This is a genomic window from Paenarthrobacter sp. CCNWLY172 (genome assembly GCF_037402035.1).
Lineage (GTDB): Bacteria > Actinomycetota > Actinomycetes > Actinomycetales > Micrococcaceae > Arthrobacter.
In genome coordinates this window covers 162,213-183,922 of record NZ_JBBEGB010000002.1, presented here as the reverse complement: position 1 = coordinate 183,922, position 21,710 = coordinate 162,213, and the positions used below count along the sequence as shown (strand labels likewise).

The following is a 21,710-nucleotide window of genomic DNA, read 5'->3' as shown; positions in this document are numbered from 1 at the left end:
CTGAATGATGGGAGGACATCACGCCGCGTCGGGAGCCGCGGCGTGGATAGCTATTGCCTCAACCGGCCCGTACGCCCTGGGTTGGTACCCCTTGGATTCCACCGGGATCCTGATCGGTGCCATGGCGACGGCGGGAACTGCTTTGGTGGTCGACTGGGACCACCGCCACAGCACGATCGCCAACTCCCTGCCGCCGTTGTCCAACATGATTGCGGTGGGAATTGAGAAGGCCAGCGGCGGGCACCGCCAAGGGACGCATTCCCTGTTGGGGGCCTCGGCCTTTGTTGTGCTGGCAGCAATGGCCGCGCAGTTCCAGATGGTGACGCCCATGGGAAAGTTGTCTGTGGGCGCGGGGCTGCTGTGCATGTTCATGATCAACCTGGCGGCCAAGGCGTTGAACCTGTTCCCGAAGTCAGGCTGGATTACCAACTGGCTGTTCGCATTGGTCATGGCCGGCCTGGTGACGTGGTTCGCGCCGGATCAGTGGGGTTGGTTGCCGCTGTCCATGCTCACCGGCGTGGTGGTGCACATTGTGGGGGACATGATCACGGTGGGGGGAGTTCCGCTGTTATGGCCGATTGTCATCAAGCCACCTAAATTCCTGCGCAAATCGGTGATCAGCGGAATTTGGCGGTCCAACGGGGCCTTCTCCATTCCACTGCTGGGGCGGGCTGGTTCCCGACGCGAGTGGCTGGTCCTGATTCCCGTCAGTGGTTATGCCATGGTGGGCATGGGAGCCGCGGCATGGACACTGGCGCAACAGCACTGGCCCGGTGTCCTGGCGGCCTTGGGCGGCGTGGTGCAGTTACCGTGACGGCCTGGCGGGATTGCTCCTGGCGGGATTGCTCATGGCGGGATCGCCCCTGACTGCATCGCGGGCGGGCGTCCAATTGGTTAAAAGAAAGCGGCCCAGGCATCAACCTGGGCCGCTTCGCTGTATCTAAGGGGTTTAGCTTTCGCCAGCGGAATCAGAACGGCCAAGAATGGTCTGCGGGATCCAGAAAGCCAGCGCGAACAGGCCCAGGCAAACGGCCATCGGCCACGGGTTGTCCAAGCTCAGGAAGGACAGCGAGTAGATGGAGCCCAGGAAGAGCACGATCATGACCACGAACAGCACAATGCTTGTGCCCAGGTTGTTCTCGCGTTCAATGGGGGCGCTTGTTGCGTTCTTGGACATTCGTTCCTCCTCGGCCCCGCGGGGCTCAAAATTCTTTGGCAGTTGCGGAAGCCTCAGTAGGCGGATGAACCTTGTTCACCCTTGACGATGGCAATTCCGGAACTTGCTCCGATACGTGTTGCACCAGCAGCAATCATAGCCTGTGCATCGGCGAGGGAGCGCACGCCACCGGAGGCTTTGACCCCGAGGTCCGGTCCAACGGTCTTGCGCATCAAGGCGACGTCCTCAACCGTTGCACCCCCGCCATTGAAGCCGGTGGAGGTCTTCACGAAGTCCGCACCTGCTTCCACGGCCGCTTCGCAGGCGATGACCTTCTGCTCGTCGGTCAACATGGACGTCTCGATGATGACCTTCAGGATGGCCTCACCGGCGTGGACCGTCTCGGCTACAGCCCTGATGTCGTCCACCAGCGCACCCTTGTCATTGGCCCGGGCAGAGGCCATGTTGATCACCATGTCGATCTCGTCCGCACCATCGAGCACTGCTCCGCGGGCCTCAAAAGACTTGACGTCACTGGGCGTAGCGCCCAGTGGGAATCCGATGACCGAACACGTCAGCACACCGGAGCCTTTGAGGGCCTTGGTGACGGTCTTGACCCAGACCGGGTTCACGCAGACGGACTTGAACCGGTATTCGATGGCCTCGGCGCAGACCTTGAGGACGTCTGCTTCACTGGCCTCCGGCTTCAGCAAGGTGTGGTCGATGTAGGAGGCGATGTTCGCCGGGGCGACGGCTTGGTTGCTCATGGGATCCTTCCGTGCAGGGCGTGGCCGGCCCGATGGCCGCAGGGTTGTCACTGCCCGTCAAAGGACCATCTTGCCACATGGGTTGCCTGCCGCAGGGAGGGCCTGGGTGCCGTGGAAGGCGGGCCCCAGGACGGGCTAAGCCGCCATGGGGACCTGCTGGTCAGAGCTGCCCCGTGTCCCCAACAACATGCCGGATGCGCACAACATCGCAGAAGACTCAGCGGAGAGAAGCAGGCCAAGGCGGAGGCCGTCGCACGAAGCGGCGTCGCCGATCGCCCAGATGCCCGGGACGGAGGTGGCGAGGTCGCGCCCCACGGAAATGCCGCCGTCGGACGCCACCGCCAAGCCGGCGCTCGCGGCCAGGTCGTTACGGGCCGTGCGTTCCTCGGCAATCACCACGAGGTCCCCCTTCATGCTGCTGCCGTCCTCGAACAGGATGCCAGTGGCCGGCAGGTTGGACTCCGGTGCGCCTGCGGCAGGGGACGCAACAGGAGTTGTGGAAGCAACGGGAATGGGATCGGCAATCACCGCGGCGGGGCGAAGGGTGGTGCGGACTGGCCGGACTCCACGGGCACGGAGCACGGCCTCTGCCTGGCCGGCGGCAGGCCCACTGCCCACCAGGATTCCGAGGGGACGGCGGCCCACCATCCTCGTGACCTCCTTGACGGCCTCACCGATGGTCGCGGCGTCGTCGATGGTGGAGTAGCTCAGGCCAGCTTCGGCTCCGGCTACGGGCGGGAGGGAAGGGGCAGAACCGGTGGCGATGACCAACTGGTCGTAGGAAAATTCCAGGCCGTCCACGGTGGTGACCATTTTGGCATCGGAGTCGATGAAGCTGGCCGGCTGCCCGAAACGGACCGAAACCTGGGGGAGCTCGGCGAGTTCCAGTAAAGCGTCAGGGCACTCATCGCGGTTGCTGAGGACGGTGATGGTTCCGTCGAAAGCGCGTTGCCGGGAGTCTGACCTTCCTGCAAGCCGCCGCACCAATGCCTGGGCCGCTGGGCCTGCGCCTGCGATGACGATGTGGAGGGAGGGTGCGGACGGGGTGGCGGACATGTTTGGCCCTTTCGCTCAGATGACCTGCTGTTGATCATCAGCGTAGGCGGCCGGTTTTTCGCGGGTGTTTCCCCGCTGTTGCCATCTTTGGCGGATCTGAAGCGTGGTGTTTACCGGCCGGTAATAACGTGCGTCACATTGGGCCTGCCGCCGGCGTCAGTATCGGCGCAGGAGCTCACGGAAACCGTTCCCCGCGAAGCCTGCCACCGCGCCCGCACGGTCCACGAAACCGTGGGCGCCGACGGGTTCAACGGAAGCCAGAAAGCCGGCAGCGTCGGCCAGGCTCATGGTCAGATCGGCCACCAGTCCACCCACTTCCAGCCTGGCTCGCCGCGAATCCGCCCAGGCGTCCGGCCCCGGGTCATCGTGCAATGTGCGGGTTACCGCAAGACTCTGCCACCCGCCGTCGACCCTTATGCGGGCACGGTAGGTGACGTCGTCGCCGTGGGTCTCTACGCGCCCGCCCGCCAGGAAGACCCGCCCGAACCGGGAGTGTTCCAGATAGCCGCTGAGCTGCGGCGCTTCGTCCCCGGGATCGGTGGGAAGGACCACCGTGGCTTTGAACGTCACGGGCGATCCGTCCAAGTCGCCCCGGAGGGTGTCGTTGACGCGGACACCCGGCGCAGGCTCTGTCATCGCCGTGCAGTTGGCATCCTTGGCCAATCCGGTGTCAGTCCTCGAATCGAGGTAGGCGCGGGCGTCCCTGTAGCCCATGCCGATCAGCGTATCGGCATCGATCCTGCCCAGATAGAACTCTGGATCCAGAGGAAGGGGGTGCCGGGGACGGACTACGTGCAGCACAAATTCGCGTCCGGCAGCCTCGGCAGCATCGAAATCAGCCAGGAGGGCGCCCATGGCACTCATCTCGATCATGTGCACGTACTGTTCCAGCGGCCCGTCGCCCCAGTAAGGCGTATTTCCGATGCACCAGACCAACCACACTTCGTCGGCCCCACGCCGCAGTGCTTCGGCCACATTGGCGTCCCTGATCCAGACGGCATCGGTCCAGACTTTTCCGTCCCGCCGCAGAGGCGGGAGGAAGATCGGAAGTGACATGCCGGCAGCCATGAGCCCGGCATCAATGTCCGTGGCGTCGATGGCGTGGCAGCGCTTTCCGGTGAACTCCACCACGTTGAAGGAACCCTCGACGGCGTCCGGTTCCGCTGCGTGGGCCCGGATGGTGGCGTCGTTGATGCCCAAGGCGGGGAAGACCTTGCTGAGGATACCGTCGGCGTCGCCAACGGCGGGCAACGACCACGGACCCTTGAGGTAGTCGCCCACGGGCAGTGCTGAGCCGAAGTCCTTAACGTCGACGCCCGACCACCGGGCACACATCTCATCCGGCGAGACGCCGGAGAGAATCATGCCGGCCGTGAGGATCCCGCCGGAGGTGCCGTCGACGTGCTGGAATTCCAAGCCTTCCTCGGTGAGCGCCTTTACCACTCCGGCTTGCCAAGCCACCCGCATGCCGCCGCCGGCGAGGACCAGTGAGCGTTTTGCCGGGTGCTTCATCCTGCCAACCCGGAGTTGGCAGGTGCGGCGCTGAGACGGCGCCAATACACGTAGAGGAGAATCCCGGTTGCGAGGTCAAAGAAGGCCACCATCAGGGCAATGGGTGCGAAGACACCGTTGAGGACGCCGATGCCCACGGCCCCGAACGCGCCGGTTTTCTGGAGCCCGGACCACAACACCACCTCGGGGGAGGGAACAGCGTTGAGGAGGGTGTGGAGGAGCAGTCCGCCCACCACCACCATGAACATTCCCACGGTGCCGAAGAGTTGGCGGGTTTCGGGGGTGGAGTCTGCGCCGATCAGTTGCAGGACTGGCCCACCGAACGGGACCTGCACGGCTCCGGTCAGGACGGTGATGACGGCGATGACCGCGAGGACGGCGCGGAGGGGATCGGCCACGGCCCAGGCAACGGTGCCCGGCCGGTGTGTTTTCCGGGGGTGGCGCCCGGAGTGTGCCGGCTGGTGCGCGGTCACGCGTAGGACTCCAGCAGCCGGCCGCGGTCCACCAACAGCCACACCATGGCCGCCCAGGTCAGGGTTGAGACGTAGAAACGGATGTCGTTGAGCATCATCCAGCGTTTGAGCAGCGACCTGAGCTCGGCATCGTCCGCGAAGTCGCCGCCACGGATCCGGACGTTGATGGGGATGATGATCCCTTGGCCCACCCAGGTCAGGACAATGATTCCCAGCAGGCAAATGATGGCGGGGATGACTCGGACGGTTCCCCATTCGGACCAGACGAGAATGCCGCCGGAGATGAACATGATGGGCACCACGATGGTGAAAAACTTGGTGGCCGCCCGGGTGGGGATGCCGAAGTGCATGTCCACGTTGTCCCGGGCCAACGATTCCCAGGTGGGGTAGAGGAAGAACTTGAGGACCCACATGGTGCCCACGTACATGGTGGCCCCGAAGAGGAAGTAGAGGGCGTTGAGCAGGAGGAGCCAGTTCACTGGACACCACCACGGGAGTCGGCACTTGGTGCGGCAGCGCCCGGGACCCGGCTCCGGTCCGGTGGCGCCAGCCATTCCTGCCCTTGGCCCAGGTCCACCACGCTGTCCATCATGTCCCCGCCGCGAAGGGCCACGGCCTCCAGTTGGGTGGGAGCCGTGAGGAACCACGCTTCGTAGTGGTCATCCAGGACCCCGTGGGCTTGGGGCAGCCAGGCGGTGAACACCGGTTTGCTCTCTACCTGCAGGTCCCTTAAAGGCTCGACGCCGGGCGCGTCACCGAGGATGAGCCGCGCCTTGGCCTGGGCGCCGAGGGCGATGTCCCCGGTGGCTTCGAAGTAGATGTCCGATTTCCAGAGCATGTTCCGGAACACACAGTAGTTGGACGCGGCAAGTTTGAGGGGAAGCTGGGTTGCCCCTGGTCCGGCCGGCCGTTCAATTTCGATGTAGCAACCCAACTGGCCGTCCTTGTCGTATTGGGCTGACACGGTGGTGTCCGTAACCACGAAGTCCAGATTGGCCTGGTGCTTGGGCATGCCCCAGATTCCTTTGCCCCCTTTCACGGAAACTTCGGTACTGACGGGCAGGTCCACTACGAACTGGCCGAGCTTGAACGTCTTTTGGAAAAGCAGGGGAAGGATGGGCGGGGCAGGCCTGCTGCCGTGGGTGATGGCGATGGCCAGGGAGTATTCGATGTACTTGCCGATGTCCGTGGATTTGTAGTTGACCACTGTCACCACCAGGAGCCCTTTGCCGCCGAGGGTGAACGGCCGCATTTCCGAACCGGGGAGTGCAGCGGCGGCTGCCCGCTTGTTGATGGGGAAGGCCGCCATCAACACCGGTGAGTCGTCGGAATTGACCGGCATGACGTATTTGATCCCGTCCGCGAACGCATGCTGTCCGCGAAGCCGTTCTTGCCTCCGCGGAACCGGGGACGGGAGGAGCTTGAGCAAGGGTGCGGCCAGTTCGGTGAGGTTTTTCATGGCTTCGACTCCGGGTTTCGGTTCAGCTCGTCGACGATGATGGGGAAGGTGTCCTGCCAGGCGTGGTCGCCGAAAAAGACGTCCAGGTGGCCGTACCCGGGGATGAGGTGGAGTGAATCCTTCCCGGGGCGGTGCTTTTGGAAGAATTCGTAGGTGCGTTGCTGGCTTTCGGGCAGGAAACACAGGTTGTCCAGACCTGCGATGAAGGCGAACCTCGCATCGGTCTGGGGGGCTTCGGCCACCAGGTTGTCCGGCAATTCCGGATGGTCGCCGGCGGCCACCATGTGCCCGGCCTTGATGCTGCGGCCCATTTCCTCGAAGAACGTCACGGGCACCTCGGCGAACTCGCCGGTGAGCCATTGGTGGGTGGCGTCGTCGAGGTTCTCATGGGACCAGAGGGCGGGGCGGCCGCTGCCGTAGGTGAAGCTGACCATCTTGCAAACAGTGTTGTCGCACTCATGGTGGGTGGCTTTGACCAGGCCCCGGATGGCCCGGGTGAAGTAGCCCTGGGACCTGTACCCCCATGCCGGCGACAGGTACGGCGTGAAGGCTTTGACTACGGGCGTGAGGTAGTTGATTTTCAGCCGCGAGAACGCCGGCACTACGGGGTGCAGGGACACCGCGTTGGACACGATGGTGTCCACCTGCGGCAGCAGCCCCGCCACGGCCGACATCGTGAACGACGTAGAGCCCTGGCAATGGATGACGGCTTTCATGGTCTCCGCGCCGGTAGCGTTCAGGACGTGCTCGACGGCGGCAGGATGGTCGTACACGGCGGCATCGGCAAGCGTCCAGGACAGGGGATCAAGGTCGATCGATGCCCGCCAGTTCAGCATCCAAACATCCCACCCGTCTTCGAGGAGGACATCGACGATGGTGGTGCGGACCGGCGGCCTGAACAGCTCGGCCCGCACTCCGGAACCGTGAACCAGGATCACCGGCCCCTTGACCGCTTCAAGGGGTGAGGTGACGTGGACCAGGCTCAAGGGCGTGTTGTCCCGGGCACGGAGAGGAATGACCTCGGTCCTGTGCTCGGCACGGGTGATGATCATGGGGTGTTTCCCTTCCGTGCGATGGTGATGGGTTCTTCAAGCAGCCGCACGGCAGGCAGGCCGGTCACCGGAACCAGCCGCGCGCCGTCGTCGTTCGTTGCCAGTTGCCAGTCGCGGCAGACGGTGTCCACCATCAACGGGTAGACAGTGAGGTTGCCGTCGGGTGAGAGGTGGATGCGGAGGAAGCCTTTGTGGTCCTCGATCGCCTGGCCTGACATCTTCCACGAGGCCACCTCGCCACTGGGTGTCGCCAGGATGTACAGGGCGAAGGCCTCGCTGCCAAGCGCCCACCCGCCCAGATGTACCAGGCCAAGCACCAGGAGCAGGATCACGACGTCCGGCCAGATCTCCGGCCAAGGAACAAGGATCACGACGGCGGTACTCACCGCGAGCGCGGACAGCTGGTACAGGGCGCCGCGGGCGAAAACGACGATGCCCGCCTGGGCCACGCCCAGCGAACGCGCGGACAACGAGGCAATCGCCAGGAGGAGCGGCCCTGCAAGGATCAGGACACTGACAAGTACCGGGGTGTCTCCGCGGCTCAGGCTGCGCAGGCTGTCCACGAATCCTTCCCCGCGAAAGGCGCTGAAGACCGTCCACAGCGTCAGGGCGGCCACCACGTGCATGATGCCCAGCGATAGTCCGAAGCCGGGGTTGCGGATGGGGAGCCAGAACTGCGAGAAGGGGTTGGCCAGTTGCGGGCCGAGCAGGCGGGAGTTCCCTTGGCCGGGGAAGGTGGTGGTCGTGCGGGTGAAGGCGCGGCCTGGGCCCGTCTGTTGTGGGCCCGACCGTTGTGTGTCCCGCACACTGGACGATTCACCGGGAGCAGCCGGCGCGGCAGGCAGGGTGAGATGTTCCGGCAGTCCGTGGGTATCCGAGAGGTAAGCGCCGCCCAGCCCGCAGGTGATCATCTGGGTCCTGCCCGGATCCGTGGCCTGGTGCTGGTTGGGGGAGTGATGGTGGGAAGGGGAGTCCTCGTAGCGGGAGTAGTGGTGGAGGTCTCCGGTGAGCCAGAGCCTGACGCTGGCACCTGTGGCGTCGAAGAGGCCCGTTTCAGGGTTGAAGCGGCGGCGCAGATAGTCCTGCTCGAAGAAGTTCACCTGCCGGAATTCACCCCACCCGGGTTGAGTGGCGTCAACCCAGAACGGAGCAGCGACGCAGAGGATGATCGCATCGCCGGGCTGCAGTTGCAGAGTGACGTTCCGGTAGAAATAGTCCAGTTGTGGCTCGTCGATGTACTGCCCCAGTTGGCTGTCCAAGCCCAGCAACCACCAGCCGGGGGTGCCGTTCCGGCCCGGTCCGGGAGGGATTCCGGTCAGCCGGAGGGCAAAGTAGCTCCGGGTTTGGATGGTCCGCCAGTTTCCGATGCTACGCTGCCTGGTGAACACCCGGATGAACGAGGTGAGGCCGTCGTACCAGTCGTGGTTGCCGGGAAGCGCCAGCATGACCGGAGGCGCGTTGTGGGGCCCGTTGTGCGCGGCGCCGGCGCTTCCTGGCCCGCTCACCGGGCCACTCGACACAGGTGGGAACGCCGTCCGGTACGGGCCCGCCATCCGGTTCTCGTACGCCGCAGGCGACGCCACCGGGTAGACCTCGTCCCCGCCAAGGACCAGCACCCTTCCACGGGGAAGTTCATGCCCGTCCACCGTCAGGGTGTCCTGGGCCAGCAAGGATGCCACCGTGTAGGTGGCATCGAAGCCATCGCCGAGGTCGGCCGTGAAATCGAGCCACATCTCCGTCGTTGCCGGAGCCGCGGCGGGCTCATCCTCGAGATCGGCAGGTGAGGGAAGCCCGCGGCTGCTGACAATGGGCTGCGCCGGTTGGCCCGGGACGGGAAGTTTGTCCAAACGCAAGGGGTCCGCTGGAAAGCTTCCCTCAAGCTCGCGCTTATCGCCAAAATCGGCAAAGACTGTGGCCGCCGCGACCTTCAACGCGGTTCTGGCCAAGGACAGGGGCGAGAGCCAACGAACCGCCGTCTGGGGTGTGAAGCCCAGTGCGGCGTGGTGTTTCGCGAGCTCCCGGCTTTTCATTGTTTTGACGTGAACGGGAACGGTACGCGTCTGAGACCCTGGCCGTAGACCTGCCAGAGTTCGCCGGCGAACAGTTTGCCGAAGGTCATCAAGCCTGCGGCCGGGGCCGGTCCTTCGGCCCGGAACGTGGTCAGTTGCCTGGCGAAGTCGAGAGGCCGGATGAAGAGGATCCCGGCGCCAACTACGCCTGCCTGGGCAGCGCCGCTTGCAACGGGCCGACCGGCGTCCGGCGGTGCAACGTCCGGCGTCCCTGGATCGGGTGGCACAGCATCCGGCGGCACATGGCCGCGGAGGATGGTGGCGTACAGGGTGGTGGTGTCCGCCCAGAGGTCGAAACCTGCCTCGTTATGGATCAGTTTGTGCCCGGTGAACGTGAACGGCGTGCCACCTGGGTCCCGAAGCCACAAGCGGTAGAGCATGCGCCTGGCTGGTGCGCCGTCGTCGGACGCATCCGGAATGAAGAGATTGAACCAGCCCCGCTCTACCGGCATCCGGCCACCAAAGTAGTCCGCCAGCACGTAGCCCTCGGCCTTGGCAGGGTGGTTCGGATCGGTCGCGAACGCCTCCATGTCCTCGGCGGTAATGGTCAGTTCGAACATGATCTTCCGGCTGCGGTCCCGGCCCAGGCTCCGACCCTTTTCCGGATCGGTGGTGCCTGGACTGAACCAACCGTGCATCTGCTCGGTGAACCGCACGGAGGTGGTCTCTGGGGCGTCGGGAGTGCCAGGCCCGCCGAGTCCGCGGCTGCGCGCCTGAGGTACCTCAGGCGCTGCGCTCGCGGGCAGTTCCGCTGGTGCCGCCTTGCCTTTGGTAGCGTCCGGCGCCAACGCGCGCGGAGCGGATGCACCGACGTCGACGACGGCGCCTGCTGCCTCCCGTTCAACGGCCACCTTTTCGCGGGCCCCGCCGGAGCCTTCAGTGTCTTCCGGACGGATGCCCCGGTGTTGCGCCTTGTCTGCGTTCTCGATGATGTGGGCGCAGGTCCGCTCTGCGAATGCGGCGATGGTCAGGGACGGGTTGGCGCCCACCGGACCGGGCATTGCGGCCCCGTCAACGACGAATAGTCCCGGGTATCCGAACACCTCCCCATACGAATCGCAGACGGCTTCCCCCGGATGCCGGCCGGACGGGGCGCCTCCAATGGGGTGAACCGTAATGACACGCTTGGCCCACCACAGGGGGTTGTCAATGAAGTCCCCGTCCAAGTCCTTGGAAATCGCCTCCATGGTCTCGCGGACGCGGCCGAAATACTCCTTGGACGTTGCCATGGTCCAGGCGATGGCCAGCCTCCCGTCGCGAAGGGTCATGACGCCGTCGGGAATGTCCCTTCCCATTCCCAGCAGAGGCACCGAACTGGACGACAATCGGCCGTCGCCCAGTGCTGCGGCGAGGTCGGCGGAGACGTTGGAGCGGCCGGCGTCGAACAACCTGTCCTTGAGCAGTTGCCCCGCCAGTTTCACCGTCCGTTTCATGGTGGTGCGCAGTTGGGCTGTTTCCATGAGCCAGTTCATGAAGGCCGGATACCCGGCATCCTCCACGTAGTAGCCGCGACCATCGCCGTCGTCGTCGTTCGAATCCGGGACCCTGATGGCTGTGGTGATCACCGGCCCGCGGCTTCCGGTCAATGTCCGGACACCCGGGCGTGAGCCATTGGCCGGGGGAGTCTTGGCGCCCATGATGAACGTCAAAAGGTCGCCGTTGCCGCTGAAGCGGGTGCCCAGGGCGTCGCTGAGCGCCGGAAGGGAGCCACGGTTGCGGAGCAGGAGGAAGTTGGTGCCGAACGTACCGGCCCCCAGGATGAGCCGGCGGCAATGAATGATGCGTTCTGTGAGGAGTTCGCCGTGTCGATCCGGATGGTGCACCACATAGCGGACTTCATAGCCCCCGCCCTGCGTTCCAGAGTCCAACGGCCGAATCCCGCGGACATCGTGGAACGTCCTGACATCGGCACCCCTGAAGGACGCCGCTGAAATGTAGTTGTGGTCCAGCGTATTCTTGGCGCCGGCGTTGCACCCGATGTCGCATTCACCGCTCAGCGTGCAGGTGGTCCGCACCGTGGTGGGACCATGGATGCTCCCGTAGCCGGGAAGGGGCAAGGCGTGATTGGTCCGGGGCTCCGTGCCAGGCGCCGTTGAGAACGTGACGGCAATGGGAGGCCGGGTGATGGACAGCCCCAGGTTAGCGGCGGACTTCTCCATGGCAAGGGTCTTCGCGGTGTCCTTGTAGGGATACGGGACAGGCTGCAGCATGGCTTCGGCGGCATCGTAATAGGGATCAAGGTCAGCCCGGGTGAAGGGCCAGTTCTCGTAACCACCGCCGGGGATCGGGGACTCGTTGACGAACCACTTTTCGTCCTTTCGCAGGAGGACGTTGGCATAGATGAGTGAGCCGCCGCCCAACCCGCTGGACACCAGTCCCTCCGTGCCGCGGAACGTCCAGGCATCAAAGAGTCCATACAGGCCGCGGTCCGGATCCCAGAAGTTGCGGCCCATCTCCGACGGCGAGCGCGCGAAGCTGCCCGGCGGGTATGGTTTGCCGCGTTCCATGAGCACAACGGACTGTCCGGCTTCGGCCAGTCGAAGCGCCGCAACGGAACCTCCAAAGCCGGAGCCCACCACCACTGCGTCGACTTTTTCGATGCCGCTGCCGATGCCGCTGCCGCGGTGGCGTGGCGGATCAGACGCGGGCTCAGACCCCGCATCCCCACTGTTCCCGGTCCCCAGACGACCCATGGCCGTTCCTCTCAGAGGAGAGCTGACTACATAGCTGCAGCTGACGCCGCCGGGTGTGGCCGGGCGTTGCCTCCGCGGACTATGGGGCTTATGTTCCCACCGGGCAGGGGATCTGTAAATGAGGTGGCGTACTTGGGTTCAGGGTGCACTAGACGATCCGGGTGTAGATCATGTCGAAGTCGTGCTCCAGCGGCCCGCCCGGGTAGGTGCCGCGCTCCAGGCGGGCGGTGATGGTGTTGCCGTCCTCGGTGAGGCGGCCAACGAAGCGCTGGGGCCAGTCCGGGCCATCCCGGAAGAGAATCCAGACGTTGTCCTTGAGCGTCATGTCATAGATCCGGGCGACCCCTCGGGAATCGAAATAGTGCTGCTGGAAGGCTCCGTCCGAGCCGGTGGCACCAATGACGCTGACCGCATTGGGGTACTCCGGCCGCTGGACCGTGGATCGTTGGATGAGGAAACCGCCACCCTCCAGCCATTCGAAAGTCGTCCGGCCGGAGACCTCCTGGCCAGGTACTGACGTTTCCCACTCGCCGACGAGGATCGTCAGTTGCTCCAACGTGGGTTTTGGATCCCGTGCCATGGCTGCCTCTTTTCGCGTCGTCGCGCTGGTGGACAGGTTCAGCGTAGGGCTCGTCCGTTCTGCCGTACAGATGCGCCGCCGGATGCTCCGCATGGAACGGCAGAACGCCATGCAGGTGGTGCTGTGATGGCCGGGCTGGCCCCTGGCCGCACCGGGCGTGCGGTGGCAGGATGGGCGCATGAGCCGTGTCACTTGTGATCTGACTGTTTCCCTTGACGGATTTGTTGCCGGGCCCAACCAGTCCCCGGACAAGCCGCTGGGGGAGGGCGGCGAGAGCCTGCACCGTTGGCAGTTCGAGGAGCGGGAGGCCAGCGCAGCAGAGATCGCGGGCATCCTCGAAGCTGGTGCTTACATCATGGGCCGGAACATGTTCGCCGGTCCCGGATCGGGCCCGTGGGATCAGGAATGGCGCGGCTGGTGGGGTGAGGAACCCCCGTATCATGCACCTGTTTTCGTCCTGACCCATCACCAGCGCGAGCCGCTGGCGATGGACGGTGGCACCACTTTTCACTTCGTCACTGACGGCATCGAATCGGCCTTGGCCCAGGCCCGGGAAGCCGCCGGGGATAGGGATGTGGCGATTGCGGGGGGAGCGCAAACCGCCCGTCAGTTTCTCTCCGCAGGCCTCATGGACGAACTGCGGCTTCACATCTCGCCGGTGATCCTGGGGGGTGGCGAACGGCTGCTCGACGGCGTGGGGGGCGTGACGCTTGAACCGATCGAAGCGCGCGGGACCGGACTCGTCACCCACGTGCGGTATCGGGTGCAGCGCTGATCCGGACCTGGCGCCATCGCGGTATCAGTGCTGGCGGGTGACCCTGCGTGTCTCACGGAACTCCGCGGGTACCGTGATTGCGCCCTTTGGGACGGCGACGGTAATGCCCTTCTTCGTCACGCTGGTGACGTTCTGACCCCACTGCTTCGCGTACCCGACGATGGGTCGCGCCGCAGCCCTGTTGCGGACGATGGCGACGAGCACGATCGTGAGGAACCCGAGGGTCAGCAGCCCCGGCACCACGATGGCGACCACCGGGCTGATGAGGCCGTTCAGGAACAGAGCCGGACCGAGGAACCACAGCGCAACCGAGGAGACCATGAACGCGAGAACCAATTTCTCGGAGCGTGCGTGGACGGCCTGCGCGCGTGCCAGCTCATCCGGGTAGCGTTCCTTGACTATGCGTGTGACATCGGCGCTGAGCGCATCAGCGACGTCCTTGCTACGGGCGGTCATGGCTCTCCAATGCGCGATATCCGGCCACCGCGGTATTGAACCCTGTAGCCGAAGACGGTGGTTTGTTCAGTTCCTGCCAAGTAGCAGTTCGCTTGACCTTCCCTAAAATACCTGTCTTTCGCCAAGACGCATGAACGGCGGCCCTCCATTCCGCCGGCTTCCTGGCGCCGCAGCAAACTTCGCGGAGTGACAACAATGTCCGTCATCCGCTGTACACTCGAGTATCGAACATATATTCGAATAAAGGTGTGTTGTGGGCGTGATAGTCGGCCCCCGCGTGATAGATGCGGGCTTTTCCCTGATGTCGGTTTTGCTGGCACCTCTCCCGGTGGCGGCCGGGTATCCGTCGCCGGCGCAGGACTATTTTGATGGCCGGATCGATCTCAACGAGCACCTTATCAAGGACGTCACCAGCACTTTTGTGGTCAGGGTGACGGGGCAGTCCATGGAAGGTGCCGGGATCAGTGATGGAGACGAGCTGATCGTCAACCGTGCGCTGGAGCCGAAGGATGGGTCCGTCGTCGTGGCTGTCCTTGATGGTGAACTGACCATCAAAAGGCTCCGCGTCACGCCTTCGGGAGTGATCCTTCAAGCGGACAATCCCAAGTATCCGGACATCCGTGTGCCGGCACTGTCCGAACTCACCATCTGGGGAGTTGCCACCACGTGCCTGCACCACATCTGAGTTCGACCCGTTGGCAAGGCCCCATTCCCAGCGGGCTTTGGGAGCGGATGGGCGCCGAGTTCGGCCTGCCAAGCCTGGAAAGGGTCCGGAGCCGGCTTGCGCAGATACATGAGGATCCGGAGCCTGTGATGCAAGAGCTGGTGCGGGTGTTTTCTGCAGATGGCACTTACTGTCCAGGCTTCCAGTTTCAGGAAGACCTGTCCTTGCACCCCGTGGTGATGGGGCTGTTTGCGCGGGCCATGGCCCTGAGGATTCCACATAACTACTTTGCTGCGTGGATGGTCACCGGATGCCCGGCGCTGCGCGAGGGCAGGCCGGTGGACCTCGTGGACCGGCTGGCGCCAGCTGTTCTCATCGCTGCCTTGGAGCGCTCTTTCGACCATGGCCCTGGAGTTGGTCGTGGTTCAGTGTGATGGGTGTCAGGGCCCTGCGTCCAGCTCGACGGCGAGCATTGTCGGGTTAGGTTGTCGTGAGATCGCTGTAGAGGGTTTGGACGCGGGTTTTGATGTCGTCGCGGACCAGGCGCATGCGTTCCATGCCTTCGATGCCACGTTCTGAGGGTTCGTCGGTTTCCCAGATTTCGAAGCGTTTCCCGGTCGGTGGGTCGAGTTTGGCTTCGGTTCCCAGAACGATGACGGCGTCCACGGTGTTGAGGACTTCGTCGGTGATCGGTTTGGGATACTCGCCGGTGACGTCGATGCCCAGTTCGGCCAGGGATTCCACGGACTGGGCGTTCAACGCCGCGCCGGGTTTTGTTCCGGCTGAGTAGACGGTGACGTTGTCCCCAGCCAGTTCCCGCATGAGAGCTGCGGCGAGCTGGGATTTGCCGCCGTTCTTGCTGCAGACGAACAGGACGGCGGGATGTTCTGAGGTCATTAGAGTGCAGTCTCTTTCGTCAGGGAGGCGACCAGGTTCTTCACACGGCCGTGGATTTCATCACGGATGGTCCGGACGGTGTCGAGGGGCTGGTCAGCGGGGTCGGTGAGTTCCCAGTCTTCGTAGCGTTTGCCGGGGTAGATCGGGCAGGAGTCGCCGCAGCCCATGGTGATGACCACGTCGGAGGCGCGGACGACGTCGTCGGTGAGCGGTTTGGGGTATTCCTTGCCCAGATCCAAGCCCATCTCGTTCATGACTGTCACGACGTTGGCGTCGAGTTCTGATGCGGGCAGGGACCCGGCGGAGCGGACGCGGATCTTGCCTTTGGCTTCGGCTGTGAGCAGGGCCGCGGCCATTTGGGAGCGGCCGGCGTTCTGTACGCAAACGAACAACACCTCCGGGATCTCCGAGGCGAGGGAGCTTTTTGACTTGGCCAGGGCGTGGAGCCTGTCGTTGGCGAAGTGCTCGGTGGTCGCGGGCAGGTAGGCGCTGACCTTCGCGGTGCGGGCCAGTGCTGTGTAGGACTCGAAGACGTAGCGTTCGACGGTTTCTGCGGCGAAGATCCCTGCGTAACGTCCGGCGAGCCGGTCACTGATGCGGTGGAGTACTTCGGTGTTGTCCTGCAGGCCGAGCGTGGTTTCCTGGTGGTCGGTCATGACAGTGCTCCAATGGTTGTTTTGGTGACTGGCTTTCAGTTGGTGGTGCCGGATCGGCCGTGTGCGAGCCCGGTCGGGAAGCCGACAAATGCTGGTTCGGGAGCGGCGCAGCAGCCCGACCCTGGCTCCTGCGACACGGTGGCGGCAGGGGCGGGAACGTCGCAGCTGGTGCCGGCGTCCGCGGAGCAGACCCCGGTTTCGGGCAGTTCAAGGTGGACGGTGTCCGCCGATTCCTGGTCGCCTGCGAGGGCTGCAGCGACGGAACGGACTTGCTCGTAGCCGGTAGCGAGGAGGAAGGTCGGTGCCCGGCCGTAGGACTTCATCCCGACGATGTAGAAGTCTTTTTCAGGGTGGGTCAGGACCTTCGCGCCGTGCGCAGGGACCGTGCCGCAGGAGTGGAATTCAGGGTCGATCAGCGGGCCGAGCCCGGTGGGAGCTTCAACGGCGGGGTCCAGGTCCAGACGCAGTTCCCGCAGGATCTCCAAGTCCGGGCGGAAGCCGGTGCAGGGGACGATGACGTCGGCGTCGATGGTGCGTCCATCGACGGCTTCGACGCTCACATGCGAGTCGAGGTTTTTCAGGGCAGCGATGCCGAACCCGGTGTGCAGTTCGATGGTGCCGGCCTCGACCAGGCGGCGGAGGCGGGAGCCGAGCTGGCCGCGTGCAGGGAGCCCGTCGGCGTCACCGCCGCCGTAGACCTTCTCGGCGGAGTTGCCGCGGACGGCCCACAGGATGCGGGTACCGGGTTCGTCCTTGGCGAGGTCTGCGAGGTTGATCAGTGTGTTCGCTGCCGAGTGGCCGGCCCCGACGACGAGGGCGCGGCGGCCGGCGAAAGCGGCGCGGTCGCGGCCAACAACGTCGGGCAGCGGCGAGGAGATCCGGTCAGCTGCCAGGCCTTCGCCGATGGCGGGCAGGCCGGAGGTGCCAAGCGGGTTGCGGGTGGACCAGGTGCCGGAGGCGTCGATGACGGCAGCGACGGTGTGGTCCCGTGTTTCTCCGCCGTCGTGCTCAACCCGGACAACGAAGGGGGTGGTGTCGCGGTCCCGGACGTGGGTTTTGTCCATGCCCTGCCGGGTCACGGCGATGACGCGGGAGCCGGTCTGGAGCCGGGAAGCGATCTGGGGTGTACCCGCCAGCGGGGTGAGGTAGTTGTCGATGAGTTCGCCGCCGTAGGGCAGTGCGGTGGGACGGGGTGATTCCCAGCCGGTGGGTTCGAGCAGGCGGACGGCGGCGTCGTCGAGGTTGAAGCGCCAGGGTGAGAACAAACGGATGTGCCGCCACTGTTCGATGGCGGCGCCGGCGGAGGGGCCTGCTTCGAAGATGACCGGTTCGAGTCCGCGTTCGAGCAGGTGGGCCGCGGTGGCGAGTCCTACCGGGCCTGCGCCGATCACTGCGATGGGAAAGTTCGTCACTGAATCCATGCTGTCCTCTTGTTTCATCCGTTGGCGTGGCGTTTCGAGTGGTTAGGCGTGGGTTGGTTCTTCGACCAGGGCGGTGGCGATGCTGTGGGCGTCATCCAGGGCGGCAAGGAACCGTTCGGCATCCAGCGCGGCCGCGCAGCCGCTTCCGGCTGCGGTGATGGCTTGGCGGTAGCGGTGGTCCACGGCGTCCCCGCAGGCGAAAACGCCGGAGAGGTTGGTTACCGTGGTGGGTGAGTCGACCTTGATGTAGCCCTCGTCGTCCAAGTCGACTTGTCCGGCAACCAGCTCGGTGCGGGGCAGGTGGCCGATGGCCAGAAAGATCCCGGTGGCGTCCTGTTCACGGGTTTCACCGGTGCGGGTGTCCGTGAGGGTCACGCCGGTGACTTTGCTGTCGCCGTGGATGGTGGTGATGGCCGAGTTCCAGGCGAACTTGATCTTGGGGTTGTCCTTGGCGCGCTGGGCCATGATCCGGGAGGCGCGGAGTTCGTCCTTGCGCACTACGACGGTGACGGTCCTGGCGAAGCGGGTCAGGAAGGTCGCTTCCTCCATGGCGGAGTCGCCGCCACCAACCACGATGATGTCCTGTTCGCGGAAGAAGAAGCCGTCGCAGGTGGCGCACCAGGACACTCCGTGGCCGCTGAGTTTCTTCTCCTCCGGAAGGCCCAATTCCTTATACGCGGAACCGGTGGCAAGGATGACGGCCGGGGCCTCGTGGGTCTCGCCGCCTCCAGTGACCACACGCTTGAGGTGACCCTTAAGATCAACTTCAGTGACGTCGTCGAACACTATCCGGGCGCCGAACTTTTCCGCCTGTTCCTGGAGCCCATCCATGAGCTCAGGGCCTTGGATCCCGCCTGGGAAGCCGGGGAAGTTCTCGACTTCGGTGGTGTTCATCAGCGCACCGCCGGCGGTGACCGACCCGGCGAGGACCAGCGGGTTCAGGCCTGCGCGGGCGGCGTAGATCGCCGCGGTGTAGCCGGCGGGGCCGGAGCCGATGATGATCAGTTGTTCGGTCTGGACGGCGGTGCTCACGGGAGACTCTCCTGGTGCTCGAAAAAGTGGGTTATTTGGCAGCCGGGACGAGGGAGGCGATCAGGCCCTCGATGCGGGTCTTGATTTCATCGCGGATCGGGCGGACGGCGTCCACGCCTTGGCCGGCGGGGTCTTCCAGGACCCAGTCTTCGTAGCGCTTGCCGGGGAAGTATGGGCATTCGTCGCCGCAGCCCATGGTGATGACGACGTCGGATTCCTTGACGGCCTCGGTGGTGAGGACCTTGGGGATTTCAGCTGACATGTCGATACCCAGTTCGGCCATGGCTTCGACGGCGGCCGGGTTGACCTTGTCGGCGGGCTGGGAGCCTGCGGAGCGGACTTCGATCTCACCCTTGCCAAGGGTTGTCAGGAACGCTGCGGCCATTTGGGAACGTCCGGCGTTGTGGACGCAGACGAAGAGGACAGAGGGCTTCTTGGTGGTTTCGTAGCTCACGGGTTTCTCTCCTGGAATGGTTGTGTGAACGGGTGGCTAGGTTTGAAGCGGTGCGCCCGAGAGGGAAGCTCTCCGTGACGGACATTGATGATGGTCGATATAGCGAGTATCGGACGATAGATTGATGAATGTCAATATTGCAACCGGTGCCCGATGGTCAGGCGGCGGTGATGCGTGGCGCGAGGTCGTTGATCCGGCGGGTGATGTCATCGAAGGCATGGTCAAAGGCAGCCGCCGTGTCCAAGCGGAGGGGGTCCGGCACGGACCAATGGATTCCGCCCAGCCCGGTCAGTTCTTCGTGGGCGTTGTCGCAGACGGTCACTACCAGGTCGGCCTCCTCCGCAACCTCTTCCAGGGTGCGCGGTGCGATGTCGGGCAGGTCCAGCCCATGACGCCGGGCGGTCTCGATGGCTCCGCGGGCGATGCGGTTTGCGGGGCGCGTTCCGGCCGAGGCTGCTGGGATGTCGCTGACCTGCCGCCACAGGGCGGTGGCCAGCTGGGAGCGGGCACTGTTGCGCGTACAGACGAACAGGACACGGCTTGCTGTATGTGCCGCCCCGGGCACGAGCCCACTGAGGGCGCCGGTGACGAGGCGGAGGTAGCTGCGGCGCTTGTCGGCTTCGGAGCGGTGGCGGGTTGCCAGGCCGGCTTCCTCCAGGGTGCGGAGGTGGTGGGAGAGCAGGTTGGCGGGCATGCCCAGTTCGGCCTGCAGTTCCGATGGCGAGAAGTCGCCCAGGGTCAGCAGGTCCATGATACGCAGGCGTGCCGGATCGGCAAGGGCTGCGTGCCTGGCTACACGGGCCTGGAATGTGTCGACTGCTTCAATATTCATTGATTCAATTTTGACTGAGTTAATTCCATGCGTCAAGCTGTTGGCATGACTTCACTCCAGCCGCCCCTGTGGCGCCGTGCCATCGCTGAATTCCTCGGCACCGGCCTGCTCGTTGCCATCGTCGTTGGTTCCGGAATCGCCGCAGCCCAGCTCTCGCCCAATGACACAGGCCTGCAGTTGCTGCAAAACAGCACGGCCACGGTGCTTGGCCTGACGGTGTTGATCCTGATGTTCGGGCCGGTCAGTGGCGCCCACTTCAACCCGGTTGTCTCCATGGTGGACTGGTTCCTCGGACGGCGCGGCGGATCCGGCTTGTCCTTGCCGGACCTCGGCCTCTACGTCCTGGCCCAGATTGCCGGTGCCATCGGTGGCAGTGTCTTGGCGAACGCGATGTTTGAGGTGGGTACGTCCATCTCGACCAAGGAGCGGGCAACGGCGGGTCATCTGCTGGCCGAGGTGGTCGCGACTGCCGGTCTGGTCCTGCTGATCTTCTCCCTTGCGGCCACCAAACGCGGCGCTATGGCCGCCCCGGCTGTAGGTGCCTACATCGGCGCTGCGTACTGGTTTACGTCCTCCACGTCGTTCGCGAACCCGGCCGTGACCATCGGCCGTATCTTCAGCGACACTTTCGCTGGCATTGCGCCGGGTTCCGTCCCACCATTCCTCGCCGTACAGGTCCTCGGTGCGGCTGTTGGCGTTGGAATCCTGCTCCTGCTTTTCCCGCATGCCGGCCGGGCCGCCGCCGACGTTGTCATCCCTCACTCCGTAGAAGCGGCCAAGCAGTAGTCCCGCCGGCCGAAACATTGATGAATGTCAATGTTGCGGCATAATAGGTAGATGACCTCGCTGCCCTTGCTCGAACCGGACACGCAGACCATCTGCTGCCCGCCAGCTACCCCAGCCCTTGGCGCTGAAGAAGCGCAGCGCCGGGCCATCGTGTTCAAAGCGCTGGCGGATCCCAACCGGCTGCGCCTGCTCTCCATCGTCAAGGCCGCCGACGGCGGTGAGTCCTGCGTCTGCGACCTCACCGAACCGCTGGATCTGGGTCAACCCACCGTCTCCCACCATCTGAAGATCCTGGTCGAGGCCGGTCTGTTGCATCGCGAAAAGCGCGGCACCTGGGCGTACTACTCGTTGGTCCCCGGAGCCCTGGATGACGTCGCCGGAGTCCTCACTGCCCTATGAGCCGTGATTTTGATGTCCGGCCCATGCGGGAAGGCGACTGGCCCGCTGTCCGACGCATCTTCCAGCAAGGCATCGAGACGGGGCACGCCACCTTTGAGGAAAAGGCTCCCGATTGGGAAACCTTCGACACCTCCAGGTTGAAGGCGCACCGGATCGTCGCCGAAGCGCCCGGACGGGGCGTTCTGGGTTGGGCCGCCGTCTCCGCCGTCTCGTCCCGGCCTGCCTACGCGGGCGTGGTCGAACACTCCATTTATGTAGCGGCCGAAGCCCGCGGCCTCGGTCTGGGCAAAGCCATTTTGCAGGCACTCATCGACTCCACCGAGCGCGACGGGGTGTGGACTATCCAATCCAGCGTCTTCCCGGAGAACCAGTCCAGCCTCCGGATCCACGAATCCGCCGGTTTCCGGGTCATCGGACACAGGAGCCGCATCGCCCGCATGACCTACGGTCCCGCCGCCGGCCAGTGGCGCGACACACTCCTGCTCGAACGCCGCTCACCCGCAGTGTAACTAGCTGATTGA

Annotated in this window: 26 protein-coding genes; 8 read left to right on the top strand and 18 right to left on the bottom strand. The window is 64.6% G+C overall.

The window, feature by feature from the left end:
* The first annotated feature begins 4 nt into the window (after positions 1 to 4).
* Positions 5 to 814 carry a metal-dependent hydrolase gene (locus WBN73_RS03655; RefSeq protein ID WP_207596847.1) on the top strand — a complete coding sequence of 270 codons (810 nt, stop codon included), beginning with the start codon at positions 5 to 7 and terminating at the stop codon, positions 812 to 814.
* Positions 815 to 949: 135 nt separating this feature from the next.
* On the opposite strand, the gene WBN73_RS03650 is transcribed toward WBN73_RS03655, so the two are convergent.
* The 11 genes from WBN73_RS03650 to WBN73_RS03600 all read right to left on the bottom strand — a co-directional run bounded on the left by WBN73_RS03650 (position 950) and on the right by WBN73_RS03600 (position 12,817).
* The gene (locus WBN73_RS03650; protein WP_089594218.1) at positions 950 to 1,177 is read right to left on the bottom strand and encodes a hypothetical protein; all 228 of its coding nucleotides are present in this window, start codon (positions 1,175 to 1,177) and stop codon (positions 950 to 952) included.
* Positions 1,178 to 1,230: 53 nt separating this feature from the next.
* Entirely contained in the window at positions 1,231 to 1,923 is a 693-nt protein-coding gene (gene deoC, locus WBN73_RS03645; protein WP_207596848.1) for a deoxyribose-phosphate aldolase, read from the bottom strand.
* 135 nt (positions 1,924 to 2,058) lie between these two features.
* Positions 2,059 to 2,979 (bottom strand): FAD-dependent oxidoreductase, encoded by a 921-nt coding sequence (locus WBN73_RS03640; protein WP_337339562.1) that lies wholly within the window; start codon positions 2,977 to 2,979, stop codon positions 2,059 to 2,061.
* A 156-nt stretch (positions 2,980 to 3,135) separates the two neighbouring features.
* The gene (locus WBN73_RS03635; protein WP_337339563.1) at positions 3,136 to 4,491 is read right to left on the bottom strand and encodes a patatin-like phospholipase family protein; all 1,356 of its coding nucleotides are present in this window, start codon (positions 4,489 to 4,491) and stop codon (positions 3,136 to 3,138) included.
* Positions 4,488 to 4,964, bottom strand: coding sequence for a hypothetical protein (locus WBN73_RS03630; RefSeq protein ID WP_337339564.1), 477 nt, complete (start codon positions 4,962 to 4,964; stop codon positions 4,488 to 4,490). The genes WBN73_RS03635 and WBN73_RS03630 overlap by 4 nt, the downstream gene beginning before the upstream one ends.
* Positions 4,961 to 5,443 (bottom strand): DUF1772 domain-containing protein, encoded by a 483-nt coding sequence (locus WBN73_RS03625; RefSeq protein WP_207596851.1) that lies wholly within the window; start codon positions 5,441 to 5,443, stop codon positions 4,961 to 4,963. The genes WBN73_RS03630 and WBN73_RS03625 overlap by 4 nt, the downstream gene beginning before the upstream one ends.
* Positions 5,440 to 6,423 (bottom strand): acetoacetate decarboxylase family protein, encoded by a 984-nt coding sequence (locus WBN73_RS03620; protein WP_280627544.1) that lies wholly within the window; start codon positions 6,421 to 6,423, stop codon positions 5,440 to 5,442. Before WBN73_RS03620 ends, WBN73_RS03625 begins: the two co-directional genes overlap by 4 nt.
* The gene (locus WBN73_RS03615) at positions 6,420 to 7,475 is read right to left on the bottom strand and encodes an alpha/beta fold hydrolase (protein WP_337339565.1); all 1,056 of its coding nucleotides are present in this window, start codon (positions 7,473 to 7,475) and stop codon (positions 6,420 to 6,422) included. Before WBN73_RS03615 ends, WBN73_RS03620 begins: the two co-directional genes overlap by 4 nt.
* Positions 7,472 to 9,505, bottom strand: coding sequence for a hypothetical protein (locus WBN73_RS03610; RefSeq protein WP_337339566.1), 2,034 nt, complete (start codon positions 9,503 to 9,505; stop codon positions 7,472 to 7,474). Before WBN73_RS03610 ends, WBN73_RS03615 begins: the two co-directional genes overlap by 4 nt.
* Positions 9,502 to 12,237, bottom strand: a complete 2,736-nt coding sequence (locus tag WBN73_RS03605) for a GMC oxidoreductase (RefSeq protein ID WP_337339567.1) — start codon at positions 12,235 to 12,237, stop codon at positions 9,502 to 9,504. Before WBN73_RS03605 ends, WBN73_RS03610 begins: the two co-directional genes overlap by 4 nt.
* Before the next feature lie 148 nt (positions 12,238 to 12,385).
* On the bottom strand, positions 12,386 to 12,817 hold the full coding sequence (locus WBN73_RS03600; protein WP_280627548.1) for a hypothetical protein: 432 nt from the start codon (positions 12,815 to 12,817) through the stop codon (positions 12,386 to 12,388).
* Between WBN73_RS03600 and WBN73_RS03595 the strand changes: the two genes are divergently transcribed.
* Together WBN73_RS03595 and WBN73_RS03590 are read left to right on the top strand one after the other, a co-directional pair.
* Positions 12,816 to 12,944: a hypothetical protein gene (locus WBN73_RS03595; protein WP_278251950.1), complete on the top strand. Its 129-nt coding sequence runs from the start codon at positions 12,816 to 12,818 to the stop codon at positions 12,942 to 12,944. The two genes, WBN73_RS03600 and WBN73_RS03595, sit on opposite strands and share 2 nt — an antisense overlap.
* 51 nt (positions 12,945 to 12,995) lie before the next feature.
* A complete protein-coding gene (locus tag WBN73_RS03590; RefSeq protein WP_337339568.1) occupies positions 12,996 to 13,592 on the top strand; it encodes a dihydrofolate reductase family protein in 597 nt (198 codons plus the stop codon).
* A gap of 24 nt (positions 13,593 to 13,616) precedes the next feature.
* Here the strand turns inward: WBN73_RS03590 and WBN73_RS03585 are convergent, their stop codons facing one another.
* Positions 13,617 to 14,048: a hypothetical protein gene (locus tag WBN73_RS03585; protein WP_337339569.1), complete on the bottom strand. Its 432-nt coding sequence runs from the start codon at positions 14,046 to 14,048 to the stop codon at positions 13,617 to 13,619.
* A gap of 253 nt (positions 14,049 to 14,301) precedes the next feature.
* Between WBN73_RS03585 and WBN73_RS03580 the strand changes: the two genes are divergently transcribed.
* Together WBN73_RS03580 and WBN73_RS03575 are read left to right on the top strand one after the other, a co-directional pair.
* The gene (locus tag WBN73_RS03580; protein WP_026542753.1) at positions 14,302 to 14,733 is read left to right on the top strand and encodes a LexA family protein; all 432 of its coding nucleotides are present in this window, start codon (positions 14,302 to 14,304) and stop codon (positions 14,731 to 14,733) included.
* Positions 14,734 to 14,858: 125 nt separating this feature from the next.
* Entirely contained in the window at positions 14,859 to 15,146 is a 288-nt protein-coding gene (locus WBN73_RS03575; protein WP_337339570.1) for a hypothetical protein, read from the top strand.
* A gap of 46 nt (positions 15,147 to 15,192) precedes the next feature.
* Here WBN73_RS03575 and WBN73_RS03570 read toward each other — a convergent pair whose 3' ends face one another.
* From WBN73_RS03570 to WBN73_RS03545, 6 genes are all read right to left on the bottom strand, one after another.
* Entirely contained in the window at positions 15,193 to 15,609 is a 417-nt protein-coding gene (locus tag WBN73_RS03570) for an arsenate-mycothiol transferase ArsC (protein ID WP_337339571.1), read from the bottom strand.
* Positions 15,609 to 16,265 (bottom strand): arsenate reductase ArsC, encoded by a 657-nt coding sequence (locus tag WBN73_RS03565; RefSeq protein WP_207596862.1) that lies wholly within the window; start codon positions 16,263 to 16,265, stop codon positions 15,609 to 15,611. Before WBN73_RS03565 ends, WBN73_RS03570 begins: the two co-directional genes overlap by 1 nt.
* Positions 16,266 to 16,300: 35 nt before the next feature.
* Positions 16,301 to 17,686, bottom strand: a complete 1,386-nt coding sequence (locus WBN73_RS03560) for an FAD-dependent oxidoreductase (RefSeq protein WP_337339572.1) — start codon at positions 17,684 to 17,686, stop codon at positions 16,301 to 16,303.
* A gap of 42 nt (positions 17,687 to 17,728) precedes the next feature.
* A complete protein-coding gene (gene trxB / locus WBN73_RS03555) occupies positions 17,729 to 18,718 on the bottom strand; it encodes a thioredoxin-disulfide reductase (RefSeq protein WP_337339573.1) in 990 nt (329 codons plus the stop codon).
* A 31-nt stretch (positions 18,719 to 18,749) separates the two neighbouring features.
* Positions 18,750 to 19,172, bottom strand: coding sequence for an arsenate reductase ArsC (locus WBN73_RS03550; protein WP_337339574.1), 423 nt, complete (start codon positions 19,170 to 19,172; stop codon positions 18,750 to 18,752).
* 157 nt (positions 19,173 to 19,329) lie between these two features.
* Positions 19,330 to 20,004: an arsenate reductase/protein-tyrosine-phosphatase family protein gene (locus tag WBN73_RS03545; RefSeq protein ID WP_337339575.1), complete on the bottom strand. Its 675-nt coding sequence runs from the start codon at positions 20,002 to 20,004 to the stop codon at positions 19,330 to 19,332.
* Positions 20,005 to 20,049: 45 nt separating this feature from the next.
* Here WBN73_RS03545 and WBN73_RS03540 point away from each other — a divergent pair, with 45 nt between their 5' ends.
* The 3 genes from WBN73_RS03540 to WBN73_RS03530 are packed head-to-tail and all read left to right on the top strand — an operon-like array spanning position 20,050 to position 21,698.
* The gene (locus tag WBN73_RS03540; RefSeq protein ID WP_337339576.1) at positions 20,050 to 20,790 is read left to right on the top strand and encodes an MIP/aquaporin family protein; all 741 of its coding nucleotides are present in this window, start codon (positions 20,050 to 20,052) and stop codon (positions 20,788 to 20,790) included.
* Between the two features lie 51 nt (positions 20,791 to 20,841).
* On the top strand, positions 20,842 to 21,189 hold the full coding sequence (locus tag WBN73_RS03535; protein ID WP_207596868.1) for an ArsR/SmtB family transcription factor: 348 nt from the start codon (positions 20,842 to 20,844) through the stop codon (positions 21,187 to 21,189).
* The gene (locus WBN73_RS03530) at positions 21,186 to 21,698 is read left to right on the top strand and encodes a GNAT family N-acetyltransferase (protein WP_337339577.1); all 513 of its coding nucleotides are present in this window, start codon (positions 21,186 to 21,188) and stop codon (positions 21,696 to 21,698) included. Before WBN73_RS03535 ends, WBN73_RS03530 begins: the two co-directional genes overlap by 4 nt.
* Positions 21,699 to 21,710 lie beyond the last annotated feature (12 nt).